The sequence below is a fragment of the Vibrio sp. LB10LO1 genome, from assembly GCF_010092875.1.
Lineage (GTDB): Bacteria > Pseudomonadota > Gammaproteobacteria > Enterobacterales > Vibrionaceae > Vibrio > Vibrio campbellii.
Map to the genome: position 1 here is coordinate 69,155 of NZ_JAADJW010000001.1, position 22,840 is coordinate 91,994.

Sequence of the window (22,840 nt, forward strand, 5' to 3'; positions counted from 1 at the left end):
AATATATCTAGGAACGTGAGATGGAAACACTGGTAAAGAATTACAATCTACCTGCGCGATTTATGCATTGGCTATCGGCGCTTTGCATTATCGGCTTATTTGCTGTGGGTTTGTGGATGGTCGATCTTAGCTATTACAGTGAATGGTATCGCACTGCACCGCATTATCACCGTTCTGTGGGCATTTTATTAGCAATCCTCACTTTGGCACGCATCGTATGGAAACATGTGACGGCGTCACCAAAAGTGGAAGGGAAACCTTATGAAGTCGTTGCCGCGAAAGCCGCGCATGGTGTGATGTATCTATTACTCATCACTATCTTTATTTCAGGTTACCTCATCTCAACATCTGATGGCCGTGGAATCGAAGTATTTAATTGGTTCACGGTACCCGGCGCAGGGGAGCTATTCCCGAGCCAGTCGGATATTGCAGGTGAAATTCACTTCTACGCAGCTTGGGCTGTAATCCTAATGGCAGGTTTACACGCTGTTGCTGCACTAAAACATCACTTTATCGATAAAGACAACACATTAAGAAAAATGTTAGGAGCTTCAAAATGAAAAAGTCACTTTTCGCTACAGGATTAGCAATCGCTATGGCACTACCGTTTGGTGCTAACGCTGCAGATTATGTTATCGATACCAAAGGTGCTCACGCATCAATCAACTTCAAAGTTAGCCACCTAGGTTACAGCTTCATCAAAGGTCGTTTTAATACATTTTCTGGTGACTTTTCTTTTGATGAAAAAAACATCGCTGACTCTAAAGTAAACGTAGTGGTTGATACGACAAGCCTGGATTCAAACCATGCTGAACGCGACAAGCACATCCGTAGCGGCGACTTCATCGACGCAGGCAAATACAGTGAAGCGACGTTCAAGAGCACAAAAGTTGTAGACAAAGGCAACGGTAAGCTAGACGTAACGGGTGATCTGACTCTTCACGGTGTAACAAAACCAATCACAATCGAAGCGGAATTTGTTGGTGCAGGTAACGACCCATGGGGTGGTGAGCGTGCAGGTTTCATCGGTCAAACTCGTCTTGAGCTTGCTGATTTTGAAATTCCAGTAATGGGTTCTTCAAGCTATGTTGATATGGAACTGCACATCGAAGGTGTTAAGAAGTAACTTCTCGTTCTTCACCATATACCTCGTTCTCAACGACATAAATGCAGAAAGCGCTCTTAAATAAGAGCGCTTTTTTATTGGTGCCAACTTGTCTTGCTAGTTACTAGTTATTCGTTGTGATAGTTTTATGCGGTTTCTAGAACGTTTTCTTCAACTAGGTTTAGACGCTCGCCATAAACTGGACGTAGTGCTTTAAGTACTTCGTTACGTGTCACCACGCCAACCATCAAACCATTTTCTAATACAGGAAGCACTTGAGGCTTGCTTACTTTGATGCTCTTAGCACGCTCTTCTAAAGAAAGAGAAGTAAAGCGTGTTGCCATGCCCATGCTTGTTGTTGGGTAAAGTTGTTCTTTATCGATACATAGAAACTCAACAACGTCGACTAAGCGGTCATTTGCATCAATGGCTACTACGTCACGGCTCATCAAATCGACAACCTTCTGCTCTTGAGCTGGGATGTAATCCTGACACCAAAGCTCTACCATTACGTCGTGAGCAGAGAAGAAACCAACCAAACGGTTTTCGATGTCAACAACAGGTGCACTGATTAGATTGTTGTCCAATAGGGTATCTAGTGCAGTTGATACTGGCATTTCTACGCTCAGAGTAACTGGGCTCGGGTTCATGATCTCTTTTACAATCGATGCGTTTTTCATAGTGCGTTCCTTAACTGACGTGAGTGTTGTAGTGTTTGTAATTGATGCAACTTTTGCTGCTTTAAGTTCTGGTCGACGGTAGATACACCAGTTAGCTAAGCCAACTAATACGGCGCCACCAACGATGTTGCCTAGGGTTACTGGAATTAGGTTTGCAGTAATAAAGTGACCGACATTCAAATCTGCATATTGAGAAGCCGGTACGCCAACCGCTGTCCAGAAAGATTCCGGTGCGAAGTTTGCGATAACGATACCTAGCGGCACCATAAACATGTTTGCTACACAGTGTTCAAAGCCACTGCTTACGAACATTGCGACTGGCATGATGGTCATTGCCGCTTTTGTCATTGCGTTTGCAGAGCTGAATGTCAGCCAAATAGCAAGACAAACCAACAGGTTACATAAAATGCCCAACGCAAAAGCTTGTACCAATGTGTGGTGTAACTTGTGTTGTGCGATGTTTAGTGCGTTTAAGCCCCATTGACCCGCATCCATTTGGTACAAGCCTGCAGCGCTTACCAATGCAAGTAGGAACATTGCACCGATGAAGTTACCCACATAAACCTTGCCCCAAATTGACAGCATTTTGCCGAATGAGATTTGTTTGTTTGCCCATGAGATGCTCGAAAGCACTGAGCTGGTAAACAACTCACCACCGCAAATAACGATGAGTATCAAACCCATACTGAATGCTAAACCACCTGCAAGACGGCTAAGGCCCCAACCTGCATCCGCACTACCTGTTGTCACTGTGATATAAAACAAGAATGCTAAACCAATGAATGCGCCTGCCATAATTGCCAAACCCAGTGTCATGCCGCTGGTTTTGTTTGCTTTACTAAGTGCAAACTTCTCAGCTTCAGCCATCATTTCTTTTGGAGAGAAATACTGGTTATTTTGAGAGCTGGTCACCGCCATAATGACTCCTTAGTCTGTGGTTCCATATGAACTCCTTGGTTAGTGAAATCGAGACGTTGTCTGTACTCGAAAATGAAGGTGTTATTGTTTTTTGTTGCGGTGTTCCCGAACCGCATATCCAGATTAAGCAGGTCAGAGCTACAGGTAAAATTGATAATATTTAGAATCCTCATCAAATAATTTGATAAGTTTTTAAAGGCAGGTAAAATGAACCTCATTGCGTATCAGCGCATGTATTTTGGGGTTGCGAGAGTATGGGGAATACTCGCCAATTAGGGAGGAAACTTTGCGCTACTCACTTAAGCAATTAGCGGTATTTGACGCAGTTGCAGACACCGGCAGTGTAAGCCAGGCCGCGGATAAACTGGCTCTGACACAATCGGCGACGAGCATGTCGCTTGCTCAGTTAGAAAAAATGCTTGGCAGACCTTTATTTGAAAGGCAAGGCAAGCAAATGGCTTTAACGCATTGGGGGATGTGGTTAAGACCAAAAGCAAAGCGTTTACTGCAAGACGCGCTTCAAATTGAAATGGGTTTTTACGAGCAACATTTGTTGAGTGGACACATTCGATTAGGCGCAAGTCAAACTCCAGCAGAGCACCTAGTTCCTGACCTTATCAGTATCATTGATAATGATTTTCCAGAGATGCGTATCTCTCTCGGCGTACAGAGTACTCAGGCCGTCATCGATGGCGTTTTGGATTACCGCTATGATCTGGGCGTCATTGAAGGTCGCTGCGACGATAACCGTTTACACCAAGAAATTTGGTGCCGAGACCACCTTACTGTAGTCGCAGCGTCGCATCATCCATTTGCGCGTAACTCATCGGTGAGCTTAGCTCAACTTGAACAAGCAAAATGGGTATTGCGAGAACACGGTTCAGGTACCCGCAAGATTTTTGATAGCTCTATTCACCATCTTATTGAAGATTTAGACGTGTGGCGTGAATACGAACACGTTCCAGTATTAAGAAGTTTAGTATCAAACGGGCAGTATTTGACGTGTCTGCCTTATCTCGATGTAGAACGTTACATTGAAGCAGGGGATTTGGTGGCGTTAAATGTACCTGATCTCAAGATGGATCGAACTTTATCGTTTATCTGGCGAGCAGATATGGCGGAAAACCCGTTAGTTGACTGTATCAAGCGTGAAGGGCTACGCATGATGAAAGGCAAACCTTCTGTGCTTTAAGCGATATACGTAATAACTGGCTGTTATTTTAGAAAAGGCTCTGCATCTCGCAGGGCCTTTTTTGTCATTCATTGCTCATTTTGCCCAATTGATTGTGATTTTGTTATTTTCGAAATCTGTTGATTTATCGGTTGCGTCAAATTTTATGTGTAAAACATGCAACGCAATAGGGAGTTAATGAGATCTCGATCACCGAAGTTCGTGGGGGATATGCCTAGTATTGACTGCCTGATTTCAATGTATGAAGGCAGTTTTCAAACCAAATGGTGCGAAACTAACGAAGCGGGTAAGAATACCATGACCACACTTTTAGCTATTTCAATTACAACTGGCATTCTCTCTGGCGTATGGGGCTGGATCGCTATCTCCCTTGGCCTGTTATCTTGGGCAGGCTTTCTTGGCTGTACGAGTTACTTTGCGTCCCCGACAAGTGGCTTGAAAGGGCTAGCAGAAAGCTTGATTACCAATATGACAGGTGTTTTCTGGGCGATGGTTATCATCTATGGCTCGACTTACGTAGGTATGGAGATCATCGGATATGTAATTACAGCTATCGTAGCGTTCTTCATGTGTATTCAAGCGAAACAAGCTTGGTTAGCGTACATCCCTGGTACTTTCATTGGCTCATGCGCGACTTTTGCTGCAGACGGCAATTGGCAACTTGTGGTGCCATCGCTGATTTTAGGTGGCGTGTTTGGTTACCTAATGAAAGCAACAGGTCTTTGGTTGCATGCGAAATCAGCCGCTACTTCTTCGCTCGCAGAGCAAGTACAGTAGTGAACCCCCGATCTTATTTGTATCCGCTGTGTATTGAGACTTATCCCGGTCAATACAGTTAATCAAAATTACTGATTCTTGATACAAGCACACCTAATTGGTGTGCTTTTTTTTGTCTGTCTATTTTTGGGTATCGCTCTTTACGTATTCCCGTTTGCCATAGTTACCACGCGTTTTAGCGTCCAGCGCAAAAGCACGGGGATGCAATCGACGCCACGTTCTTCACAATGGGCAACAATTGCGAGTGCGAGATCCGGTTTTGCTTGTTTTTTCAAAACGCGGTTTACGACTTTCTTAGCTGGGATTGGATGATCATGAGGAACTTTGATGATGTCCTTAAAGAAAATTTCAAAGCCATTGTTATAGAGGAAGTGTTCTATATCTCTATCGGGCAGCTCGGTAAGGCGATGACGCTCTTGGTCGTTATTTAAATGGGCTCTCACTGTGTGCGCGTATTTTTTACCAGCCGGGTCGCCGTCAGTCACCACATGCCAGTCGATACCAAACTCTTGCGCCACTTTAACTAATGACTTCAGACCCGATTGGGCAAATTCAACGATTTGAACCCCTTCCGCTGCGAGATCGTAACCGCATTGGCGTGCTAACTCGTTAAATAGCCAGACTTCCGTTTCTCCTTCGACCAATAACCAGCAACGAGCAAATAGGGCGCCAGCGCGATGAAAGCGAATATGGAAACCAATACGTCGTAATTGGTCGACACTAAAGCGATTAGTATTGAGCGATTTTGCGATGGTTCGATCCGACAAGCGAACCAAACGACGAATTGATGCCAAAGGTACGGAGCCAAGTAAACGCGCACTGTTTGTGGTGAGGATCTTCTGCATTGGCAGTAACTGCAACAAACTCCAAGCGCGAGATAAGTGAGTCGGGTGCAAACGACCCTCTGGATCTTCAATGATCAAGATGGGGCGAGCGCAACGTCTTAAATCTGTAGGACCTTTTGCTTGTAGGTACGCGTTCAACAACCCCATGAGTAGCAGTCGGGTTTGTTTGTTGTTTGTTTCCCTTAAAAACTGCGACAATCCTTTTTCTGCTGACGGACTGGCGTAGAACAAGCCATCTCGCGGTTTTCTCGGGTGACCTTTTTTCACACTTCGGAATGCAAAGTAGTGCTCGACCAGAGTGTGCATTGAATCAAGGCTGCTGCGCACTTCACCTTTGTTAACATGACCAGGCATGGCAAATAGGCGGCGGCAGGTGTTATTGATGCGCTTCTCGATGCGAGCGTTCTTGTTGTCACCATTGATGTGATTTGGCTCAGGGAAACGGCGAGAGTCACGCAATCGGATCACGGGATGCAGTGTCATCAACTCTATTGCGAGTTTTTCAGAATGGTGCAGCTGTTTGGCTTCACCATCGGAGTCCAAGAATGCGTATTTGGTGGTGATGTTATGCCCGTCTCTGCTTGCGCTTAAACGGTAATAAATCACATGCTCATTATTTTCGTTAACACACCACGTTGGTTTAATTCGTCTGTAGCGACCAGCGTTTACTTCTTGCTTATCCTGCGCTTTGAAGCAAAGTACGATTTGAAGGTGCTGGGTTTGTGGGTGTGAAATTGCGTAGTCGACGTGAAAGTCCGTCATTTGGAACTGATAAAGAGAACCGTCAGCGGGCAGGGCGAGAGACAAAGCGTCGAGTAGGGAAGACTTACCCCATGTATTCTCACCGATCAAAGTTGTCAGTTCGTCAAAAGAGAGTGAAAGGCGTTTGATGCCTCTAAACCCAGAGATTTCGATGCGTTCTAGTCTCATCTCACTCCTCCTTGCAATTATTTGAATTATCGAGAGTTCTTTTGCTCCTCATAAGCATATATGAAATTGATCATGTCAAGTTAAGCTCAGTTCACAAAATTAAGAGCATTCATCCTATGAATAAAGACCGATTAGGCGTAAAGTCACTTTCAAACTTGTACGCAAGATGAATCTTGATCACGTTAAAATGAAATGACAATTTCTCTGTTTCATAAAATTCATGATTCTGTCATGATTCAGTTCTAATAATTAAAAGGAATGAAAAGAGAGAAGATGACGATGAATAAAAATCATAAGCCAGTCAGAATCAAATTGGCACACATCAATGACACTCATTCCTACTTTGAGCCAACGTCATTACAGCTAAAACTCAATATCGATAACGAAAGAACATTAGAACCTTACGTGAGTGCTGGTGGCTTTTCACGTATTGCGACTCGCGTAGAGCAGTTACGCGACGACGCGCAACGTCAAGGTCAGGGCATGTTATTTCTTCATGCAGGTGACTGTTTCCAAGGCACTCTGTATTTTTCGTTATTCAAAGGCAAAGCAAACGCCGACTTATTAAATGCGCTTAACATTGATGCGATGGCATTAGGCAATCACGAACTCGACATGGGTAATGAGCCGGTTGCTCTGTTTTGTCAGCGTACGCAATTCCCATTGCTCGCGGGCAACTGGGATCTGTCGAACGAATTGCCTAATAAAGAACATCGCATGGGCGATTGCGATAACGTGCTGAGTTTCGATACTGACACCCAAAGCGCGCAATACCTAGTGAAAGAGTTTCATGGAGAGAAAGTTGCCATCTTTGGTCTGTCTATCGACAAGATGAGCGATATTGCTAACCCTGATGCTGATACACCATTTATCAACGCAATCGAAACCGCAAAGCATACCGTTGATGAGATCCACCAAGCCGGTATCAAAAATATCATTCTTTTAAGTCATTTAGGCTATGAAGGGGATTTAGAGCTCGCAGCACAAGTGGATGGCATTGGTATCATTGTTGGTGGTCATAGTCATAGGTTACAAGGTAACTTTACATCTATTGGCTTAGGCGGAGATGATCCTTATGGCATCAAAGTCAACGATACTTATGTGGTTCAGGCTGGCTATCATGCATTAACCATGGGGCACTGTGTACTTGAGTTTGATGAACACGGCAAAGCAACCATGTTAAGTGGTCAAAATGAATTGCTGTTGGGACGTCGAATTTTCTGGGATTCAACGCTTAATGAACAACTAGACCAAGGCGTTTTTGAAGAAGCGTGTGACTTTATCCACGGTCAACCCAATGTGGTTGTTTGTAAAAAGCACCCAGAGACACAAGCCATTTTAAGAGACAAATATATCCCCCGAGTGCGTAAGCTTCAGTCTCAAGTGATTGCCAATGTCGCAGAGAAGAAGCGCCATATTCGCATTCCGGATGAATTCGGTGGCAGTGAACTTGCCCCTTCCGTTGCGCATTCTTTCTTATATGCGCTCAACAAGCGTGGCCATAAGGTTCAATTTGCCATTCATAATGCGGGAGGCGTGCGTACATCTCTCAATCCGGGAAATATTACTGTGGCAGATGTTGCCGGACGATTGTTGCCATTTGCCGTTCCGATTGGCTGCTATGAGGTGCAAGGAAAAGCCGTTCGCTTGGCATTAGAAGGGGCGATCAACAATGCACTCAACAATGGGGTTGAAGGTACAGGTTCTGGCAGCTACCCATACACACATAATTTGAATTTTGAATATCAAGCTGATGCACCGAAGGGACAACGCATTAAAAACCTTGAGGTATTCGATGGCAATCGTTGGTGCGAAATGGAAGACGAATCTTGGTATTGTGGCGCTTCTTCTGCATACACAATGAAAGGTAAAGAAGGCTATGAAGCACTCCTCAACATGAAGGGTGAAGGCTTTGTCAGCAACCTTTCTATGGCAGATTGTTTTATCGAGTTACTAACGGATGAACCAAACTGTCTGAACCGAGGTCACAAACTTTACTCTCAGAGAAACCAGTAACGACTATTGGTATCTTTTTTGCTCTCTTTCTAATGCACATGCGATTAAGAGGGAAGAGAGTATGTGGAAGAAAGATTGGGCTGATGCTGCGGTTGTCGTAGCATGGGTAGCAGTTTGGTCAACACTGGTTTATTTTGTACCGTTAACTGGTTTTTAAAGACCGACTATTCAACAAATGAGGGGCGCATGAGTGCTCCTTTTTTGTATCTGAACGGCTTCAAATTCATAACGTTGATAAACATTCTTCACAAAATACTTTGTTGTTATCGATAACGATTTTTTGTTGGAGATCCCGCAGTGCAGGCGTATGATGGCGGCGTTTGGGGAGTAGTTAGCGCAAGTTTATTTATCGTCATCTCGTTAAGCATCAGCTTATCCGGTAAATAAAGGTGTCACCTGATTCATCAAGTGATCACTTCAACGAGACCAACGCATTCATTGGCTGGCGGACACATGGGTAATGTGACTGCTGGTTTGTATTGTTTGCGGAAGGTCAGCCCGAATAATGTCCTTCCGCATGGGAGGAAGCATGTCTCTTATCGAAAATACCACCCAATTAACCCAGTCTGTTCCACTGCAAGAATCACTGACAATGTACGGTGTATTCGGCCTATTTACTTTGGTTTTAGTTGCTCTCGATATTTATCAGACTCGTGGCGGCGTCATTACCATGAAAAAGGCGATTGGTTGGAGCGTATTCTGGTTCTTATTAGCGTTTGTCTTTGCAGGCTCAATCTATTTCTTTTGGGATTATTACGCGCCACACAGCGTTTATACCCATGAAAAAGCAACCATATCATTCTTAACCGGTTACTTGCTTGAGAAGTCGTTAAGTGTCGACAACCTATTTGTGTTTGCGATTATCTTTGCTCAATACAAGGTGCCAGAGCATTTGCGCCCACGTGCTCTATTGTGGGGTGTGATTGGTGCGCTTGTTCTACGTGCAATTATGATTGCAGTCGGTGCTCAACTTTTAGCGCAATACCACTGGGTACTTTACCTATTTGCTGCGTTCCTCATTTGGACGGGTATTAAGCTGGCACGCGATAAAGGTGAAGAAGAAGAGGTGAACCCATATCCAGAGCAGTTCATTCGTAAGTTCTTACCAGTGACAGAAGAGTATCAAGGTAACCACCTGATCTTGAAACAAGCAGGTAAATGGGTCGCTACGCCAATGCTGATCGTTGTTGGTGTGATTGCTGTAATGGACGTAATGTTCGCACTGGATTCGATCCCTGCAATCTTCGCGGTAACGCGTGAACCATTCCTAGTTTTGGCGGCTAACGTGTTTGCTCTACTGGGCTTACGTTCTCTGTACTTTGTATTGCAGGCAATGTTGGATAAGTTTGTGTACCTAAAACCAGCGCTTTCAGTGATCATGATGTTCATTGGTGTGAAGATGCTATTGGTGGGTACCCAGTACGAAATACCAACCGTTTGGTCTCTGACCTTCCTGGTGACAGTGATGACAACCGCGGTTATTGCTTCTATCTATAAGAACAGAGAAAGCGATAGTTCTAGCGTTAATATTACTAATCAAAACTCTTAAGTATTTTGTAAATTTGAAATCCTTAAAAAGATTGTTTAGTTAATTAAATGTTGCAAATCAACTTGGGTTTACACACGTAAATCCAAGTTATTCAACTAAAGATTGGCTTTATTGAATGGATATGCAGTTAGTTGGGTTTTGTATTCTTAGGGTTTGTAACGGATTTGTTTCATAAGAAAAACTAATCTGAAAAACCAAATTTTGTCATTTTTTGCTCAAAGAAAAAATGACTAATATACAGTCAACAAAACAAATTACTGCTTTATAGAGAGGCAATCATGGCACAAGCAATGCAAATGACAAATGTAGCTTTACCAACCTCTATGGATAAGAAAACCTACTCGGTTAACTTCAAAGGATTGATTGCTCACTTACTGGATATTCTTTTCGTAGATAACTCTGCACCTCGCAGCTACTACGCTGAAGACTTATCTGCACACATTCAGAAAGACATCGGTATGTACCGTTAATCTGAGTGAAAAGCGAATTCGAAATGCCGGCTTAATCGCCGGCATTTTTGTATCTGCAATTTACACTTTCACTAAATCTACGCTTTCATCAAAGAGTGGAGCGGCTACCTTTATTCTTAAAGGGAGCGCTTCCAATCTGACAGGGCTTTGATGTGTTCTGGACCAATTCCGCAACATCCTCCCACAACGCTTGCTCCGCGCAAGTACCATTCTTGCGCGAAAGCTAGGTATTCCTCTGGCGTCAGTTCTCGCATCGATTGTAATGCGCTGTTGGCTTCATGGTTAGATTTGATAGCGGTGAAGTTGTTCGCGTACACCCCAATTTCAATATTAAGATTGTGCTGGCCTAAAACGGTCTTGGTATCACTGACAGCTTTTGCCATCACTTCAGGTACTGAGCAGTTAAAGTAAATGCTGATGGTATGGTCGGTTTGCTTGCTTTGTGTAAGTTGCTCAATGGCTTGTGTAACGGTTTCCCCTGAACGCAACAGTGCGGTTTCCAATGAATCGTCGCTAAGGGAAAAGGCGTAAGCGGTAGGTTTGGCGCTAGTTTCAAAGACACTTTGCAAGCACTTGAGCTCTTTTAGGCTACAGATGGTTTCGGCGATCCAAAGGTCAACATATTCTGCTTGCGCTTCAAATAAAGTTTGGAAAATGGCTTCGCCTTGAATTGGCTCAAAAAGGTCAGGGCGGTAGCTACCGAACGCGGGAGGAATACAACCCGCAACTCGAACAGGGTTGTCTGACTTATTCGCGCATTCACGCGCAATTTTGGCCGCAAAGCGTGCTAGCTTACTGCCTTGTTGATCGTAAAGTTCTTGACCAAGGTGGAAAGGTACACAGGCGTAGCTGTTCGCAATGATGATCTCTGCTCCCGCTTGGATAAAGTTGTCATGTGCTTGGTAAACGAACTCTGGTGCTTCAATCAGAGCCTGTGCGCTCCAAAGCGGTTGAGAGAATGGGGCGCCCATGTGTTTAAGCTCTCTTCCCATGCCGCCATCAAGGATGGTTAACTTCTTCATACTACAATCCATCTTATTTTTTCCTTTCCGAACCTTAATCGAAAATGCTTAATAGCGAAAGCGTTGCTTCAGGTGAATCAAAGGAAGAGAGAGAAAGAAAAGAGGACGTAAAAACGAAAACGGGGTTCCAATTGGAACCCCGTTTAATCTCGAAAGTAATGTTGAGATTACTTCTTACGGCAGTACTCAGCGATCACGTACATTGACTGACCACCGTTTGCCTTACCTGAAACAAGTTTAGGATCATCACCAAGGCTGATACCGCGAATAACAGTACCTTGTTTGATTACTTGGTTTGTACCTTTAACTGGTAGGTCTTTGATTACTGTTACGTCGTCACCTTTCTTAAGTTCAGTGCCGTTGCAGTCAACAGTTTTGTCGTCAGCAGACATACCTTTCATAGCCCAGTTCATTTGCTCTTCTTCCATGTACATCATGTCAAGAGCGTCTTGAGCCCAGCTTTCAGTGTTTAGGCGAGTAAGTTGGCGCCATGCAGTTACTTGTACCGCAGGAACCTGACTCCACATGCTGTCGTTCAAGCAGCGCCAGTGGTTAATGTCTTTAGGATCTTCGATCTCACCGTGACACTTATCACAAACCATGATAGCAGTATCAACCGTTACGTTACCGTGTGGTGGCACAGCGTAAGCAGTTAGTTGAGATTCAGAAGAACACAGTTCACATTTTGACTCGCAGCGAGCAAGCAGAGTAGCTTCGATAGACATAAGGACTCACCTTAGTAATGTTTTTTGGTGGCGGTATTATCCACTTTATCCTGAGAAATAAAAGGGTGTTAGAGAATTAAAGGCGAGATTTTACAATATTCCAACCTGAAAGGAGTGAAGATGTAAAATATTGGCTAAACAAATAATATCTAGAATATAAATAAAGGTGTTGATTACTTCGAATGATGAATCAGTTGCATTGATTACTATTATTGATTGAGGCGAGAGTTCTGCAAGATGAATGAGAAATGCCCCCTGATTTTCAGAGGGCATGGTGTTTTATCGTTCAATAATCTGTACGACTTTGTCTTTAGAAATGCTCATTTCTTTGCCATCTACGTCTTCATATTCGTACATGCCAGTATCTTCATTTAAGTCTGGTTTACCGTAAGAAGTGATGATTTTCCCTTCGTCCGTAGACATAAGATATTGGCTGCTGCCGCAAGCGACAAGAAGTAGTGCAGTGGCAATCACGGTCAATACGCGCATAGAGTTTTCCTTTTCAAACAAGTGAGTTAGATAAAGACAACGATTTAACTATAGCAGAGGAAGTTACTCAGGGTTTGGTAGCGTAGAAACGAAAAAGCCCAGTCGAAACTGGGCTTTGGTCTAAAGTGAGAGCTTATTTAAGCACTGAGGTATTGGTGACACCGGTCAGCATGTCATCCACCAAGAAGTCCGCATTTTCCATTTGCATTTCTACGTGATGGTCAAAGTCAGCCAGTGTTCCTGCTGGAGAAGCAAACGTGCTGTGCGTTGCTGTTGCGTTAAACTGAACAAAGCTTGCTGTTGCATTCACAGCAGTGTCTGAGCTGTTAACCGTTTTCAAGCCTAGCTTCTTCGCAAGTGGCTCGGTACCTGCAAATGGCGCCTTAGGTACGTTGTTTGGAACGGTTGCATCACCATCTACTTCGGTCATGAAGAACGGTGTTGATAGTGAACCAGTAGACATTAGATCACTTGCATTAGTAAATGGATCAACCGTATCTAGTGTTGTTTGCGCCGCATAGATAAAGCTAGAGAAGCCAGAGTTAAGTGCTTTGAGTTGCTCTTCTGTTGCTACTTGTTCAAATGCCTCGTAGCACGCTTTATCTGATAGCTCTGCACAAGATGCGTCTGCGTAGCTCGCATAGTCTGCTGACGCTGCATAAGCCAGGTTATGTTTGATCTGTGGACCAAAGTTAGACGAACCAAGCAGTAGGTTACCAATTTGGCCACCTGCGTTTTGGATTGATGCACCACTAAATGTGTACAACGCGTCTGCCGTTGGGCTACCTAATGTGTTATTTGCAGCAGCAACAGCTGAAGTGCCAACGATGCCACCCAGTGAGTGACCAAGCATCTTCACTTTTGAGCCTGCCATTGGGTTAAAGCCTTGAAGAGGGCTGCTTGCTAGAAGGCCCGCTTGTGCTGAAACCACTAAACTTGCACGAAGACCTAGAACATCAAGCACACTTTGACGAAGGTTGTCACGTGCCACCGCTAGGTTAGATAGGTTCAAGTAAGCCAGTACATCTGCGTTAGCAGAGCGTTGTTCGTCTAGGCTACGAGTACCATGGATAGGTAAGTCGATTGCAATCACAGCAACGCCAGCTTTCACCATGTTGAACGCGAAAGAGTAGGCGTTTTCTTTTGCTGATGTGATGCCGTGTTGGTAAATCACGACGTCAGTTGGTGTCCCTGTTTCTGGTGTGAACAGCAGGAACTCAACGTCTTCTAATGACTTAACCACAGGAACAGGTGAGTAGCGAGTGATGATACGGTCGCTGTCCAGTTGTGTTCCGTCCGATAGGAACAGCTTAGAGCCAACCAATTTCAACTGTTCAGTTGGATCGGTTGCTAGCTTAGTTACATCAACAGGATCATCTGCAAAGACACCGCTAGATAGTTGTTGAACCATGTTTGCTTGCTCTGCAGGATCGGCCAACGCTGCACTTAGCTTAGCAAGACTAGGCATCGCAGAAACCATCGGCTGCATGTTCCAGTCTGCACCTTTCTCTAGGTAATGTGGAAGTCGTACAACACCTTGAGTGACGTTTACATTGACTGCTGCGCCAGCGTACAAACCTTTGATCGCTGTCTTAGCGGCATCGAGATCGCTGATGTATTTATTGAAGTCTTCATCTGCATCCAGTGCTGTCACAAAGTCCTGAGTAGTACCCAATGTCATTGTGTATGCAGTAGCGAGATCAACAGAACCTTCATTTGCATCATTCTTGTAAACGGTGTTTAGCGTATTTGCACCAGTAGCGAAGCCTGTCGCAGTGACACCCTTAACGGCAGCAAGCGTGTCACCGACAGACTGAGTGCTGATCCATGAAGAGTAAACAATATCGGCAGGGTTAACACTTGCAAGGCCGAAGATACCTTCAACTGCCGTGGTCGCCGCTTGTACTGACGCTAGGTCACCTGACTCGTATACGACTTCTTTAGATTTGCCAACCGCATAGCTACCAGATGTACCGATAGGGTTACCGTTTACATCCTCAATGGCCTGCGTTACAGCGAAAATGTATTCACCTGATTCATCAAGCGAGTTCATGAATTGGATGTACAGCGAGTTGTCACTTGCTTGGACAACAAAGTCAGTGCCAAGTGTCAGTACTTTCTCGATTGGGTTAGATGCGCCATCCCAATCCGTTAGACGCTGGTTAATTTTGATCACGCTGACGCCAGACGTAACAAGACCATCTGAGAAACCGTCGCCATTAAAGTTAAGCACGATTGGCATTGATGTTGACCAGCCATCCATCGTGTTCATTGAGGCAATCGGGTTTGTTAGCGCATCATCACCGTCTGTCGGTATGCCAAGCGTCCCGTCTGTGCTATCCATCAACAAGTAAGAAGGAGCTGGGACGTCTGCGTTCGCGCCTTGTAAGGTAAAGCTAATCGACGTATTGCGATCAAGTAGCGCTTGTACTGCTGGTTCAAACGTTACGGTATCAGATGTACCAGAACTTGATGTGTCATCGCCACAACCTGCAAGTAGGATCGCAGAACAAAGCAGTGATAGTTTAAACGTGTGTTTCATTGGTTTACTCCGTTAATCCTGATTACTTGAAGGTGTAGTTCATCTGCACAGCACTGATGTATGCAGTACCCTCTGAATCGAACGTGATCTCACGACCTGCAGCGTTGGTTTCATTAAACGAGCCTGACTTACTCTTCACAAATGCAAAGCCAGCATCGAATGTTAGGTTCTCTTTCATTGCATAAGTCACGCCTGCGCTATACCAGAAACGGTCGCTGTCAGGGATACTCAATGTTGCTTTGCCTGCTTGCTCGTCATAAGCAATACCTGCGCGAAGCGTCCATTCACTATTCAGCGTGTAAGTACCACCGAAGGAGTAACGGTTGTTATCTTCGTATTTTTCTGGTTTGTAGAAACATTGGCCTGATATTCCATTATCATTACATTGAGGGCTGGTTGCTTTCAGTTCTTTGAAAGTGCTCCAATCCGTCTGTTGCCAACCATAGTGGATCGCCCACTGTTCGTTAAGTTGATGGAACGCTGAAAGTTCGATGATGGAAGGCAGTGAAATTTGCAAGCGGCCATCCACTTTTGAAGCGGTTGCTCTACCTGAGTCGTAGCTGCTGAATTCACCCTCATCAAAATCGAGGTCAACTTTAGAGCGATAGCCGAATCCAAAACGATTGTTTTCATCTAACTCGTATAGTGCGCCAATGTTCCAACCCCAAGCAAATGTGTCGCCTTCCATACCAATGAGGTTGTCAGACTTTTTGCTGTCAGGACCAAAAAATAAAGGGGCTAACTCACCTTTGTGACGAGTCAATTCTGCATGGGCATAAACAAGGTTAATGCCACCACCAATACTGAACTGTTCGTTGATGCGGTAAGCAACGTTAGGGTTGATATTAACGGAAAGTAGGGAAGTATCACCTGCCATATCACCAGCAGAGATATCATCTGGGTAATCGGTTGCAACACCGTAAGTCGTGAACATGCCAATACCCCAAGCCCATTGGTCATTGATCGGACTGATGTAGTAACCCGCTGGGACAATTTGTAGCGGTGCTACGTCTTTTGCATGTTCGTTGTGATAAGTGTCGTAGACGTTAACTTCAGGGTCGACGATTGACAGCGCGCCTGAAAATTGAGCTTCTTTAAAAAGTGTCATCGCAGCTGGGTTTCGTGCTAAAACGCTGGCGTTATCCGCAACCGCGCCTTCACCTGAAAATGCTCTACCAAGACCAGATGCCGAATGTTCAGCTACCTGAAAGCCCGCAGCTTGGGCATTACACGCAAACAATATTGAAATTGTCAGCAGAGAGCAGTGCTTCTTGTTCATCCTTGACCCTCCTAGGGTGTCATTATAATAGACCGAAGTCTTTGTATTTGTTGTGTGCCTTTTACACCAGTTGCTGTCGGTTCGCGTTACAACTGCAATGTAAATATAATGTTAATTGTATGTTTATTAACTTGTCAAAGATCACGCCTATATTACGTTTTAAATTTGATGCATAGGTCAAACCGCAATCAATAAGGCCATGTATTATCGTGATATTTTTTTGAAGAATGGTATGACCAGAGTTGTTTTGTAAATCTTATGGTTAAAAGCTAATCAAATACGTGTTGTTAACATGGTTTGCGTTCTATTCCATTACAGGCATAATTCGCACTTTGTGTTTGTCGCATTGGAAATCGCGTTGGAATTACTACACATTGAATTTTTAGGAAAGCCATTGAGGCTCGAAGGCTCTATGGCAGGTTGGCAACAGCTGTTTTGGGATAACACTCTGGTTTCACAAATCGCAGCCAGTGATGATGAGACTGGGAAGTCGCTGCATGAATTTAAACTTTCATCTGGTGAGGAAGTTCTGCATTGCCAATTGAGCTGTGAATTAAACTGGCAACCGTTTGATTTTAAATACCAAGCAAGCATCAATGAAACACTTGTGACCGAAGGGTGTCGTGACGAGAAGGACATCGAACGCCAAGTGCCAGTTGAAGCGCCACCAGCAGAAAAACGTTTTAGCTTGATAGGCCTCGTCTCGCTTGGAATGAAAGCGCTAAAAAGCGCCAAAGTGATCAAGGTTGCGTTAGCATCCGCAAGTTTGGCTGCTTATTCTTGGTTGTTTTCGATTGAGTTTGCGTTGGCTTTGGTTGCGTGTCTGGTATTCCACGAATATGGTCATATCCGTGCGATGAAGTACTTTGGCATGAAGACGAAAGGCATTTACTTAATTCCATTCTTGGGCGGCTTGGCGTTGAGCGATGAAAAGATAAACACGCGTTGGCAAGATGTGGTTATCTCCATCATGGGGCCGTTCTTTGGTTTGGTGCTCAGCATTGTGTTCACCGTCTTGTATTGGATGACCGGTGAGATGATCTTTGCAGGATTGGCCGTATTTAACGCCTTGTTAAACCTATTCAACCTATTGCCAATTTTGCCGTTAGATGGCGGGCATGTACTTAAAAGCATAACCTTTTCAATGAACACATGGATAGGTTTGGCAGGTAGTATTGTCACGGCGTTGCTCGGTATCTACATCAGCTATACCTTCGGCTTAACACTGCTTGGTTTCTTGTTGATGATGGGAATGCTCGAAGTGGTAATGGAATGGCGAACTCGCCATCATAGCCACTTATTGCCGTTAACACGTTATGGTCAGCTGTTTTCGTTTGCGTGGTACTTGGTATCGGTTGGCGGTTTTATCGCGATCATTTGGTACTTCGCAGGGTTAGGCGATAGCTTGTTAAGTTTGCCGCTGCAGATCCTCGGCACTTAAAGCATAATTCTATCTATAAAAATAAAGCTCCATTACGGAGCTTTATTTTTTAGAACTGCATTCACTACTCATTTAAACTAACCACATCTTGGTGCTTTCGCATTCGACGCTGGTAACGTTTTTATGGTTGCCTGTAAGTCTTTGATGCGAGTGCTGTGTGATGGGTGAGTAGAGAAGAACTCCGGCGGTTGTCCACCACCCGCAGCTGCCATGTTTTTCCAAAGATCAACACTTTCATTTGGATCGAAGCCCGCTTTCGCCATGTAGCCTAAACCCACAATATCAGCTTCTGATTCTTGAGTGCGGCCATAAGGAAGTATCGCACCGTACTGAACACCGACACCAAGTGCTGCCATGGTCATCTGTTGATACTCTTTGTATTCAGAGGCACCAATCGCGACGTTAGCTAGCGACAATCCCGCGTTTGCTAGTTGGCTTTGAGACAAACGCTCATTACTGTGGTCTGCTAAAACGTGTGCTACTTCGTGACCAATAACCGTTGCAAGTTGGTCTTGGTTTTTCGCTACTTTCAGCAATCCAGTGTAAACGCCGATTTTACCGCCGGGTAGGGCAAATGCGTTGACTTGGTCACTATCAAACACCACAACCTCCCAATTTTTAAACCCTGCTTGAGGTGGGATCGTATCGGTAATTTGCTTGGCAACACATTGAACATATGCGTTGACCTTTTTATCTTTGCTTATCGGAATTTCTTGCTTCATCTGATCAAAAGATTTAGCACCGAGCGAAGACATCTCTTGATCGGAAAACATAAGAATTTGATTTCGACCAGTCGGTGAGGAACTGCATGCCGTTAAGCCAGCTATTGTCAAAAGCACTGAGGCTTTAATCCATGTTCTCATAATAGGGTCCATATAAATATTTTCTGTTTTGTACCAATAGTATAACGCTTCGTAAAGAAACGTTAAGTCATTATGTTGATCACGTTGAGACTTGCGTTTGACCTTGAAGTCACAATGCGATCAGGACTATGCTAGGCACACTTTTCATAGATAAATCGCCCAGTGCAATACGGGGCGAGATAAGAGCGAAAAATGAGTATTTGGAAAAAGCCAATCGATCTAGACATTCTTAACGCGACGTCGAAAAACACCATGATGGAGCACCTGCAAATCGTCTATACCGATTTTACGGATGACTCACTCACTGCGACCATGCCAGTTTGCAGCTTTACACATCAGCCTCTTGGGATGCTTCATGGTGGCGCTTCTGTTGTACTTGCAGAGACGCTGGGGTCACTGGCTGCCAATTTCTGTGTTGGTGAGGGCAGTTACTGCGTTGGGCTAGACATCAATGCGAACCATATTCGAGCCATGCGCAGCGGGCACGTTATTGGCACGGCGAAGCCGGTTCACTTGGGGGTATCGACTCAAGTATGGCAAATCGAAATCACGGATGAACGCGGACGTTTGGTTTGCACGAGCCGTTTGACGATTGCCGTAAAACATCCAAAAGAAAAAACCGTTCAATAAGAGAATACACATATGGTTATTGAATTCTCTTTAGGAAAAATTATCGCAACGCAGCGTGAAGTCGTGATAAAGCTATCCGGCAATGGGATGGTCACATTGCAAGCTCAAACGGATGCAATTCAGCTGCTTGGTCGCGGTGCTAACGTGGTTTTGGCACATGGTGCGGAAACAAAATGGTCGATCAAACTCGACGATGAAGATCAATTACGCCACCTAGCGCAAGAAATTGGTATCGACATTCAATAATTTGCACGTCGGAGTTTGCACTTTCCGTAAAAAATGAGGAAACTTAGTTTATCGTTATGAAAACTAAAATTTCCTCTTTATGAGTAGCCCTCGTTTACGCGTTCAGTTCGAAACGCTGTTTGAAAAGTTCTCTGGTAATGACACGGAAGTGCAACTCGAAGACATTACCGAAGCACTCTTTTGTACCCGCCGCAACGCTCGAATCGTTCTTAATAAGTTAGAAGAAGAAGGCTGGATCGAATGGCATCCTGCCGCAGGTCGCGGAAAACTCTCTAAACTGGTTTTTAAGCGCAATCGTAGTGATGTCAGTGAAAACCTTGCACGTCGTTACTTAGACGAAGGCAAAATCGGGCAGGCGTTAGAGGCGTTAGATAATGACGCAGCTAAACTCACTCAAGTGATTCAAGGCTACCTCGGCTTACAACACCGTCAAGGCGAGCAGGTCGTCCGTTTACCTTACTATCGCCCACTTGCGATGTTGAACCCGCAAAAACCGATGCGCCGCTCTGAGCAGCATATTGCGCGCCAAGTGTTTAGTGGCTTAACTAAGCTGGATGACAATGAGCAACTTCAACCAGACCTTGCCCATTATTGGGAAGCGCTCTCAGATACCCATTGGCGTTTTTACTTACGCCGTGGTGTTCGTTTCCATAATGGGGAACTGCTCACGACCGATTGCGTGATTGAAAGCATCAGCGTATTAAGCGAATTGAATCTATTCTCACACATCGAAAAAGTCGTTTCGCCTGAACCTTGGACAGTCGATATTCATCTTGTTCGTCCTGATAAGTACCTGCCGCTTGCTCTGAGTGAGTCTCAAGCCAAAGTCCTTTTGCCAAAAAATATGCGCGCGGAAGAGTTTGATAGAAAGCCCGTAGGAACTGGGCCGTTTCAAGTGAAAGTCAACGATGACAAACGTTTAATTTTGACGGCATTCGATGGCTACTTCGGGCTACGTCCGCTCTTGGATCAAGTCGAGGTATGGGTGATCGACGAGGCATATTCCTCGATGGTGTATCCAAGCCTGACCAAACCACAAATGGACAAACAAGCGTCGACGGACGAAGTCGAGCTCGATCCGGGCTGTACATTCTTATTACTGAATAAAAATACAGGTATTGCGAGAGACCCGCGTTGGGCGGAGTTTTTAAGCCAAACACTGAACAGTTACCAAGTGTATGCCCATGTTCCTCAAGACAAGGTAATCGAGCTCGGTGTCCTGCAAGCGTTTGGTCTAAAGCCGGGCTGGATAGACCTTAGGCCGACCATTGCCGGTGAAGCCCCTCAGAAAGACAAAGCCATTTGTGTTGCTTATCAAAAGAAGCATCCGATGTTTCCAGTCATCGCAAAGGCGATTAGAACCTTATTAAAACCTCATGGTATTGATGTTGAATTTATTCGCTATGACACGCAACCTCCATCACCAGAAGAGGTCGATATCTGGATTAAAGCAATGGGTATTGCCACTAACCGTAACGATGCGTTAGCTGGATGGTTACTGGATTACAGCGACATCGACAAGTTTAGTGCAGGTTATGATTTCTCTGGTTGGGCTGGGCTGGTGGACCAATGGCGAGCAGGGCAACATGCTGATTTCCCAGCTCGAGAATTGGGAAGGCAACTTGTGAAAAGCTGCCAGGTGATCCCAATGTTCCACTGTTGGTTAGGCGTGAACAAAGACCACAGTGGTGCACTACAGAATGCCAAGTGCAATGCCCTTGGTTGGTTTGATTTCAGCAACGTGTGGGTAAAACCAAAAATAGAGCAAGATGGCAAAACCGAATAAGAAACAACCGACCAAAACGGTCGAGATATATTGTGCGAAATGTAAGACGCAGCTGTTTAAATATCGAAAAGGCGGCAAAGGCGCGCTGGTGAAGTGTTTCAAAGAGCGCATTGTAGAAGACTTCACTCAAACACCTTGCATTTGCCCGGGCTGTGAACAAGAGTTTGCAAGAGATACGTTAGTAAGAGGAACACCTGCCTACAAGATGATCGGCGGCAAGGTGACGATGAAATAAGAGTCAGTTATGAGCGAACAACACGAATACTGCATGGTATTGAGTACCGCTGGTACAGAAAAGAACCGCGACGAAATCATCAAAGGTTTGTTGGAAGGAGAGCTAGCGGCTTGCATTCAAACCATGGCCATTGAAAGCCACTATGTTTGGAAAGGCGAAGTGTGCAGTGATAGTGAATGGCTATTGATCATTAAAACGCGCAAAGATCTTTACGCTTTGGTTGAAGACAAAATAAAAGACCTGCACGAGTATGAAGTTGCTCAAATCGTGCAAGTCCCAATTGTAGAGGGTTTTAACCCATATCTAGAGTGGCTTCGCCAGTCGACGCTGAGTTGTCAGTAAAACCAAAGATAATATGGCACCCACCGTGTCACATAACATGTCTTTCTGGGCGTCCCAGATATCTCCTTGGGAGCCTAGGAAGGCAATACCCTCATCACCGCCAGCGATTGCGGCATACCACCATTCAATGATTTCATAGCCTGCTGCCAGTGACATAATGGCAAAGAGCGCGAACCAACAAGCCAATTTAGCGCTGACTTTTTTCTTGTTAATTAGGTATTCAGCAATAGGGTACGCATAGAGACCGATAGAAAAGTGAGCAACGCGGTCAAAGTTATTGCGCTCCGAACCTATCAAGTTGTTGAACCAATCAAAAGGCACCTCGGCAAAGGTATATTTGGCGCCAATCGTATGAAGACACAGCCAGATAAACATCAGTACATAAGCGGTGTTACTGAATTGGTAGCGAATGGACAGTGCCCAAATGGCCACAAGAATACCGATGGCAGGAACGATCTCTGCAAACCACACCGCGCGGGAATTTGGTTCTAACGCAGAAAACAAAAAAACGATCGCGTAGAAAATCGTTAAACCTAATAAAGTAGAAGTACTTTTCATAGAGAAATTGATCCTTCAATTGAAAACTGTGTTTATGATTACACTTAATTGTACAGTGTGCAATTGATTCTTTTGCAGGGGTAATGCTTACTTTTTATGTTGATATATTGCGAAACTGCTCAACAATAAAACGTTTGCGCACAAACATTTCATTAAAATTTGATTTACAACATGGCCATCCATAGAATTCAACGCTCAGT

At 44.6% G+C, this 22,840-nt stretch carries 22 protein-coding genes; 13 read left to right on the plus strand and 9 right to left on the minus strand.

Going from position 1 to position 22,840, the window contains the following annotated elements; translation table 11 throughout:
- Positions 1-20: 20 nt before the first annotated feature.
- Positions 21-560: a cytochrome b gene (locus tag GXP65_RS00295; RefSeq protein WP_038889248.1), complete on the plus strand. Its 540-nt coding sequence runs from the start codon at positions 21-23 to the stop codon at positions 558-560.
- Positions 557-1,126: a YceI family protein gene (locus GXP65_RS00300; protein WP_038889246.1), complete on the plus strand. Its 570-nt coding sequence runs from the start codon at positions 557-559 to the stop codon at positions 1,124-1,126. The genes GXP65_RS00295 and GXP65_RS00300 overlap by 4 nt, the downstream gene beginning before the upstream one ends.
- A gap of 125 nt (positions 1,127-1,251) precedes the next feature.
- On the opposite strand, the gene focA is transcribed toward GXP65_RS00300, so the two are convergent.
- The gene (focA, locus tag GXP65_RS00305) at positions 1,252-2,703 is read right to left on the minus strand and encodes a formate transporter FocA (RefSeq protein WP_162091690.1); all 1,452 of its coding nucleotides are present in this window, start codon (positions 2,701-2,703) and stop codon (positions 1,252-1,254) included.
- A 286-nt stretch (positions 2,704-2,989) separates the two neighbouring features.
- Here focA and GXP65_RS00310 point away from each other — a divergent pair, with 286 nt between their 5' ends.
- Both GXP65_RS00310 and GXP65_RS00315 read left to right on the plus strand, forming a co-directional pair.
- Positions 2,990-3,895 carry a LysR substrate-binding domain-containing protein gene (locus GXP65_RS00310; RefSeq protein ID WP_005425005.1) on the plus strand — a complete coding sequence of 302 codons (906 nt, stop codon included), beginning with the start codon at positions 2,990-2,992 and terminating at the stop codon, positions 3,893-3,895.
- 297 nt (positions 3,896-4,192) lie between these two features.
- Entirely contained in the window at positions 4,193-4,672 is a 480-nt protein-coding gene (locus GXP65_RS00315; protein WP_005530845.1) for a DUF1097 domain-containing protein, read from the plus strand.
- A 140-nt stretch (positions 4,673-4,812) separates the two neighbouring features.
- On the opposite strand, the gene GXP65_RS00320 is transcribed toward GXP65_RS00315, so the two are convergent.
- Positions 4,813-6,447: a DUF2813 domain-containing protein gene (locus tag GXP65_RS00320; RefSeq protein WP_005425003.1), complete on the minus strand. Its 1,635-nt coding sequence runs from the start codon at positions 6,445-6,447 to the stop codon at positions 4,813-4,815.
- Between the two features lie 273 nt (positions 6,448-6,720).
- Between GXP65_RS00320 and GXP65_RS00325 the strand changes: the two genes are divergently transcribed.
- The 3 genes from GXP65_RS00325 (at position 6,721) to GXP65_RS00335 (ending at position 10,482) form a co-directional block, all read left to right on the plus strand.
- On the plus strand, positions 6,721-8,463 hold the full coding sequence (locus GXP65_RS00325) for a bifunctional UDP-sugar hydrolase/5'-nucleotidase (RefSeq protein ID WP_162091691.1): 1,743 nt from the start codon (positions 6,721-6,723) through the stop codon (positions 8,461-8,463).
- A 529-nt stretch (positions 8,464-8,992) separates the two neighbouring features.
- Positions 8,993-10,012 (plus strand): TerC family protein, encoded by a 1,020-nt coding sequence (locus GXP65_RS00330; RefSeq protein ID WP_045420770.1) that lies wholly within the window; start codon positions 8,993-8,995, stop codon positions 10,010-10,012.
- 278 nt (positions 10,013-10,290) lie between these two features.
- Positions 10,291-10,482, plus strand: coding sequence for a hypothetical protein (locus GXP65_RS00335; RefSeq protein WP_005424996.1), 192 nt, complete (start codon positions 10,291-10,293; stop codon positions 10,480-10,482).
- Positions 10,483-10,598: 116 nt separating this feature from the next.
- Here the strand turns inward: GXP65_RS00335 and GXP65_RS00340 are convergent, their stop codons facing one another.
- The 5 genes from GXP65_RS00340 to GXP65_RS00360 all read right to left on the minus strand — a co-directional run bounded on the left by GXP65_RS00340 (position 10,599) and on the right by GXP65_RS00360 (position 16,539).
- A complete protein-coding gene (locus GXP65_RS00340; RefSeq protein ID WP_162860241.1) occupies positions 10,599-11,504 on the minus strand; it encodes a homocysteine S-methyltransferase family protein in 906 nt (301 codons plus the stop codon).
- Between the two features lie 167 nt (positions 11,505-11,671).
- On the minus strand, positions 11,672-12,229 hold the full coding sequence (locus GXP65_RS00345; protein WP_010451854.1) for an alkylphosphonate utilization protein: 558 nt from the start codon (positions 12,227-12,229) through the stop codon (positions 11,672-11,674).
- Positions 12,230-12,508: 279 nt separating this feature from the next.
- Positions 12,509-12,718, minus strand: a complete 210-nt coding sequence (locus tag GXP65_RS00350; protein WP_012129402.1) for a YgdI/YgdR family lipoprotein — start codon at positions 12,716-12,718, stop codon at positions 12,509-12,511.
- Positions 12,719-12,851: 133 nt separating this feature from the next.
- Positions 12,852-15,260: a VolA/Pla-1 family phospholipase gene (locus GXP65_RS00355; RefSeq protein ID WP_162091693.1), complete on the minus strand. Its 2,409-nt coding sequence runs from the start codon at positions 15,258-15,260 to the stop codon at positions 12,852-12,854.
- 22 nt (positions 15,261-15,282) lie between these two features.
- Positions 15,283-16,539: an outer membrane protein transport protein gene (locus GXP65_RS00360; protein ID WP_162091694.1), complete on the minus strand. Its 1,257-nt coding sequence runs from the start codon at positions 16,537-16,539 to the stop codon at positions 15,283-15,285.
- A 412-nt stretch (positions 16,540-16,951) separates the two neighbouring features.
- Between GXP65_RS00360 and GXP65_RS00365 the strand changes: the two genes are divergently transcribed.
- Positions 16,952-17,980, plus strand: coding sequence for a site-2 protease family protein (locus GXP65_RS00365; RefSeq protein WP_045420777.1), 1,029 nt, complete (start codon positions 16,952-16,954; stop codon positions 17,978-17,980).
- Positions 17,981-18,057: 77 nt separating this feature from the next.
- On the opposite strand, the gene GXP65_RS00370 is transcribed toward GXP65_RS00365, so the two are convergent.
- Positions 18,058-18,843 (minus strand): M48 family metallopeptidase, encoded by a 786-nt coding sequence (locus tag GXP65_RS00370; protein WP_205455416.1) that lies wholly within the window; start codon positions 18,841-18,843, stop codon positions 18,058-18,060.
- A 192-nt stretch (positions 18,844-19,035) separates the two neighbouring features.
- Here GXP65_RS00370 and GXP65_RS00375 point away from each other — a divergent pair, with 192 nt between their 5' ends.
- From GXP65_RS00375 to cutA, 5 genes are all read left to right on the plus strand, one after another.
- Positions 19,036-19,473 (plus strand): hotdog fold thioesterase, encoded by a 438-nt coding sequence (locus tag GXP65_RS00375; protein ID WP_012129397.1) that lies wholly within the window; start codon positions 19,036-19,038, stop codon positions 19,471-19,473.
- Positions 19,474-19,485: 12 nt separating this feature from the next.
- Complete coding sequence (locus GXP65_RS00380; RefSeq protein WP_005424989.1) at positions 19,486-19,719, plus strand: DUF3389 domain-containing protein; 234 nt, start codon at positions 19,486-19,488, stop codon at positions 19,717-19,719.
- A gap of 79 nt (positions 19,720-19,798) precedes the next feature.
- Positions 19,799-21,505, plus strand: coding sequence for an SgrR family transcriptional regulator (locus tag GXP65_RS00385; protein ID WP_162091696.1), 1,707 nt, complete (start codon positions 19,799-19,801; stop codon positions 21,503-21,505).
- On the plus strand, positions 21,489-21,740 hold the full coding sequence (locus GXP65_RS00390; protein ID WP_005531301.1) for a hypothetical protein: 252 nt from the start codon (positions 21,489-21,491) through the stop codon (positions 21,738-21,740). The genes GXP65_RS00385 and GXP65_RS00390 overlap by 17 nt, the downstream gene beginning before the upstream one ends.
- Positions 21,741-21,749: 9 nt before the next feature.
- On the plus strand, positions 21,750-22,082 hold the full coding sequence (gene cutA / locus GXP65_RS00395) for a divalent-cation tolerance protein CutA (RefSeq protein ID WP_005424977.1): 333 nt from the start codon (positions 21,750-21,752) through the stop codon (positions 22,080-22,082).
- On the opposite strand, the gene GXP65_RS00400 is transcribed toward cutA, so the two are convergent.
- Complete coding sequence (locus GXP65_RS00400; RefSeq protein ID WP_162091697.1) at positions 22,044-22,640, minus strand: DUF2238 domain-containing protein; 597 nt, start codon at positions 22,638-22,640, stop codon at positions 22,044-22,046. The two genes, cutA and GXP65_RS00400, sit on opposite strands and share 39 nt — an antisense overlap.
- Positions 22,641-22,840 lie beyond the last annotated feature (200 nt).

Excerpts from the sequence above, each read along its gene's own strand:
- GXP65_RS00350 (WP_012129402.1), bottom strand. The coding sequence starts at position 12,718 with ATGCGCGTATTGACCGTGATTGCCACTGCACTACTTCTTGTCGCTTGC.
- GXP65_RS00380 (WP_005424989.1), top strand. The coding sequence starts at position 19,486 with ATGGTTATTGAATTCTCTTTAGGAAAAATTATCGCAACGCAGCGTGAA.
- GXP65_RS00320 (WP_005425003.1), bottom strand. The coding sequence starts at position 6,447 with ATGAGACTAGAACGCATCGAAATCTCTGGGTTTAGAGGCATCAAACGC.
- GXP65_RS00390 (WP_005531301.1), top strand. The coding sequence starts at position 21,489 with ATGGCAAAACCGAATAAGAAACAACCGACCAAAACGGTCGAGATATAT.
- GXP65_RS00330 (WP_045420770.1), top strand. The coding sequence starts at position 8,993 with ATGTCTCTTATCGAAAATACCACCCAATTAACCCAGTCTGTTCCACTG.
- GXP65_RS00325 (WP_162091691.1), top strand. The coding sequence starts at position 6,721 with ATGACGATGAATAAAAATCATAAGCCAGTCAGAATCAAATTGGCACAC.
- focA (WP_162091690.1), bottom strand. The coding sequence starts at position 2,703 with ATGGCGGTGACCAGCTCTCAAAATAACCAGTATTTCTCTCCAAAAGAA.
- GXP65_RS00355 (WP_162091693.1), bottom strand. The coding sequence starts at position 15,260 with ATGAAACACACGTTTAAACTATCACTGCTTTGTTCTGCGATCCTACTT.
- GXP65_RS00370 (WP_205455416.1), bottom strand. The coding sequence starts at position 18,843 with ATGAGAACATGGATTAAAGCCTCAGTGCTTTTGACAATAGCTGGCTTA.
- cutA (WP_005424977.1), top strand. The coding sequence starts at position 21,750 with ATGAGCGAACAACACGAATACTGCATGGTATTGAGTACCGCTGGTACA.
- GXP65_RS00375 (WP_012129397.1), top strand. The coding sequence starts at position 19,036 with ATGAGTATTTGGAAAAAGCCAATCGATCTAGACATTCTTAACGCGACG.
- GXP65_RS00385 (WP_162091696.1), top strand. The coding sequence starts at position 19,799 with ATGAGTAGCCCTCGTTTACGCGTTCAGTTCGAAACGCTGTTTGAAAAG.
- GXP65_RS00335 (WP_005424996.1), top strand. The coding sequence starts at position 10,291 with ATGGCACAAGCAATGCAAATGACAAATGTAGCTTTACCAACCTCTATG.
- GXP65_RS00295 (WP_038889248.1), top strand. The coding sequence starts at position 21 with ATGGAAACACTGGTAAAGAATTACAATCTACCTGCGCGATTTATGCAT.
- GXP65_RS00340 (WP_162860241.1), bottom strand. The coding sequence starts at position 11,504 with ATGAAGAAGTTAACCATCCTTGATGGCGGCATGGGAAGAGAGCTTAAA.
- GXP65_RS00400 (WP_162091697.1), bottom strand. The coding sequence starts at position 22,640 with ATGAAAAGTACTTCTACTTTATTAGGTTTAACGATTTTCTACGCGATC.
- GXP65_RS00315 (WP_005530845.1), top strand. The coding sequence starts at position 4,193 with ATGACCACACTTTTAGCTATTTCAATTACAACTGGCATTCTCTCTGGC.
- GXP65_RS00365 (WP_045420777.1), top strand. The coding sequence starts at position 16,952 with ATGGCAGGTTGGCAACAGCTGTTTTGGGATAACACTCTGGTTTCACAA.
- GXP65_RS00360 (WP_162091694.1), bottom strand. The coding sequence starts at position 16,539 with ATGAACAAGAAGCACTGCTCTCTGCTGACAATTTCAATATTGTTTGCG.
- GXP65_RS00300 (WP_038889246.1), top strand. The coding sequence starts at position 557 with ATGAAAAAGTCACTTTTCGCTACAGGATTAGCAATCGCTATGGCACTA.
- GXP65_RS00345 (WP_010451854.1), bottom strand. The coding sequence starts at position 12,229 with ATGTCTATCGAAGCTACTCTGCTTGCTCGCTGCGAGTCAAAATGTGAA.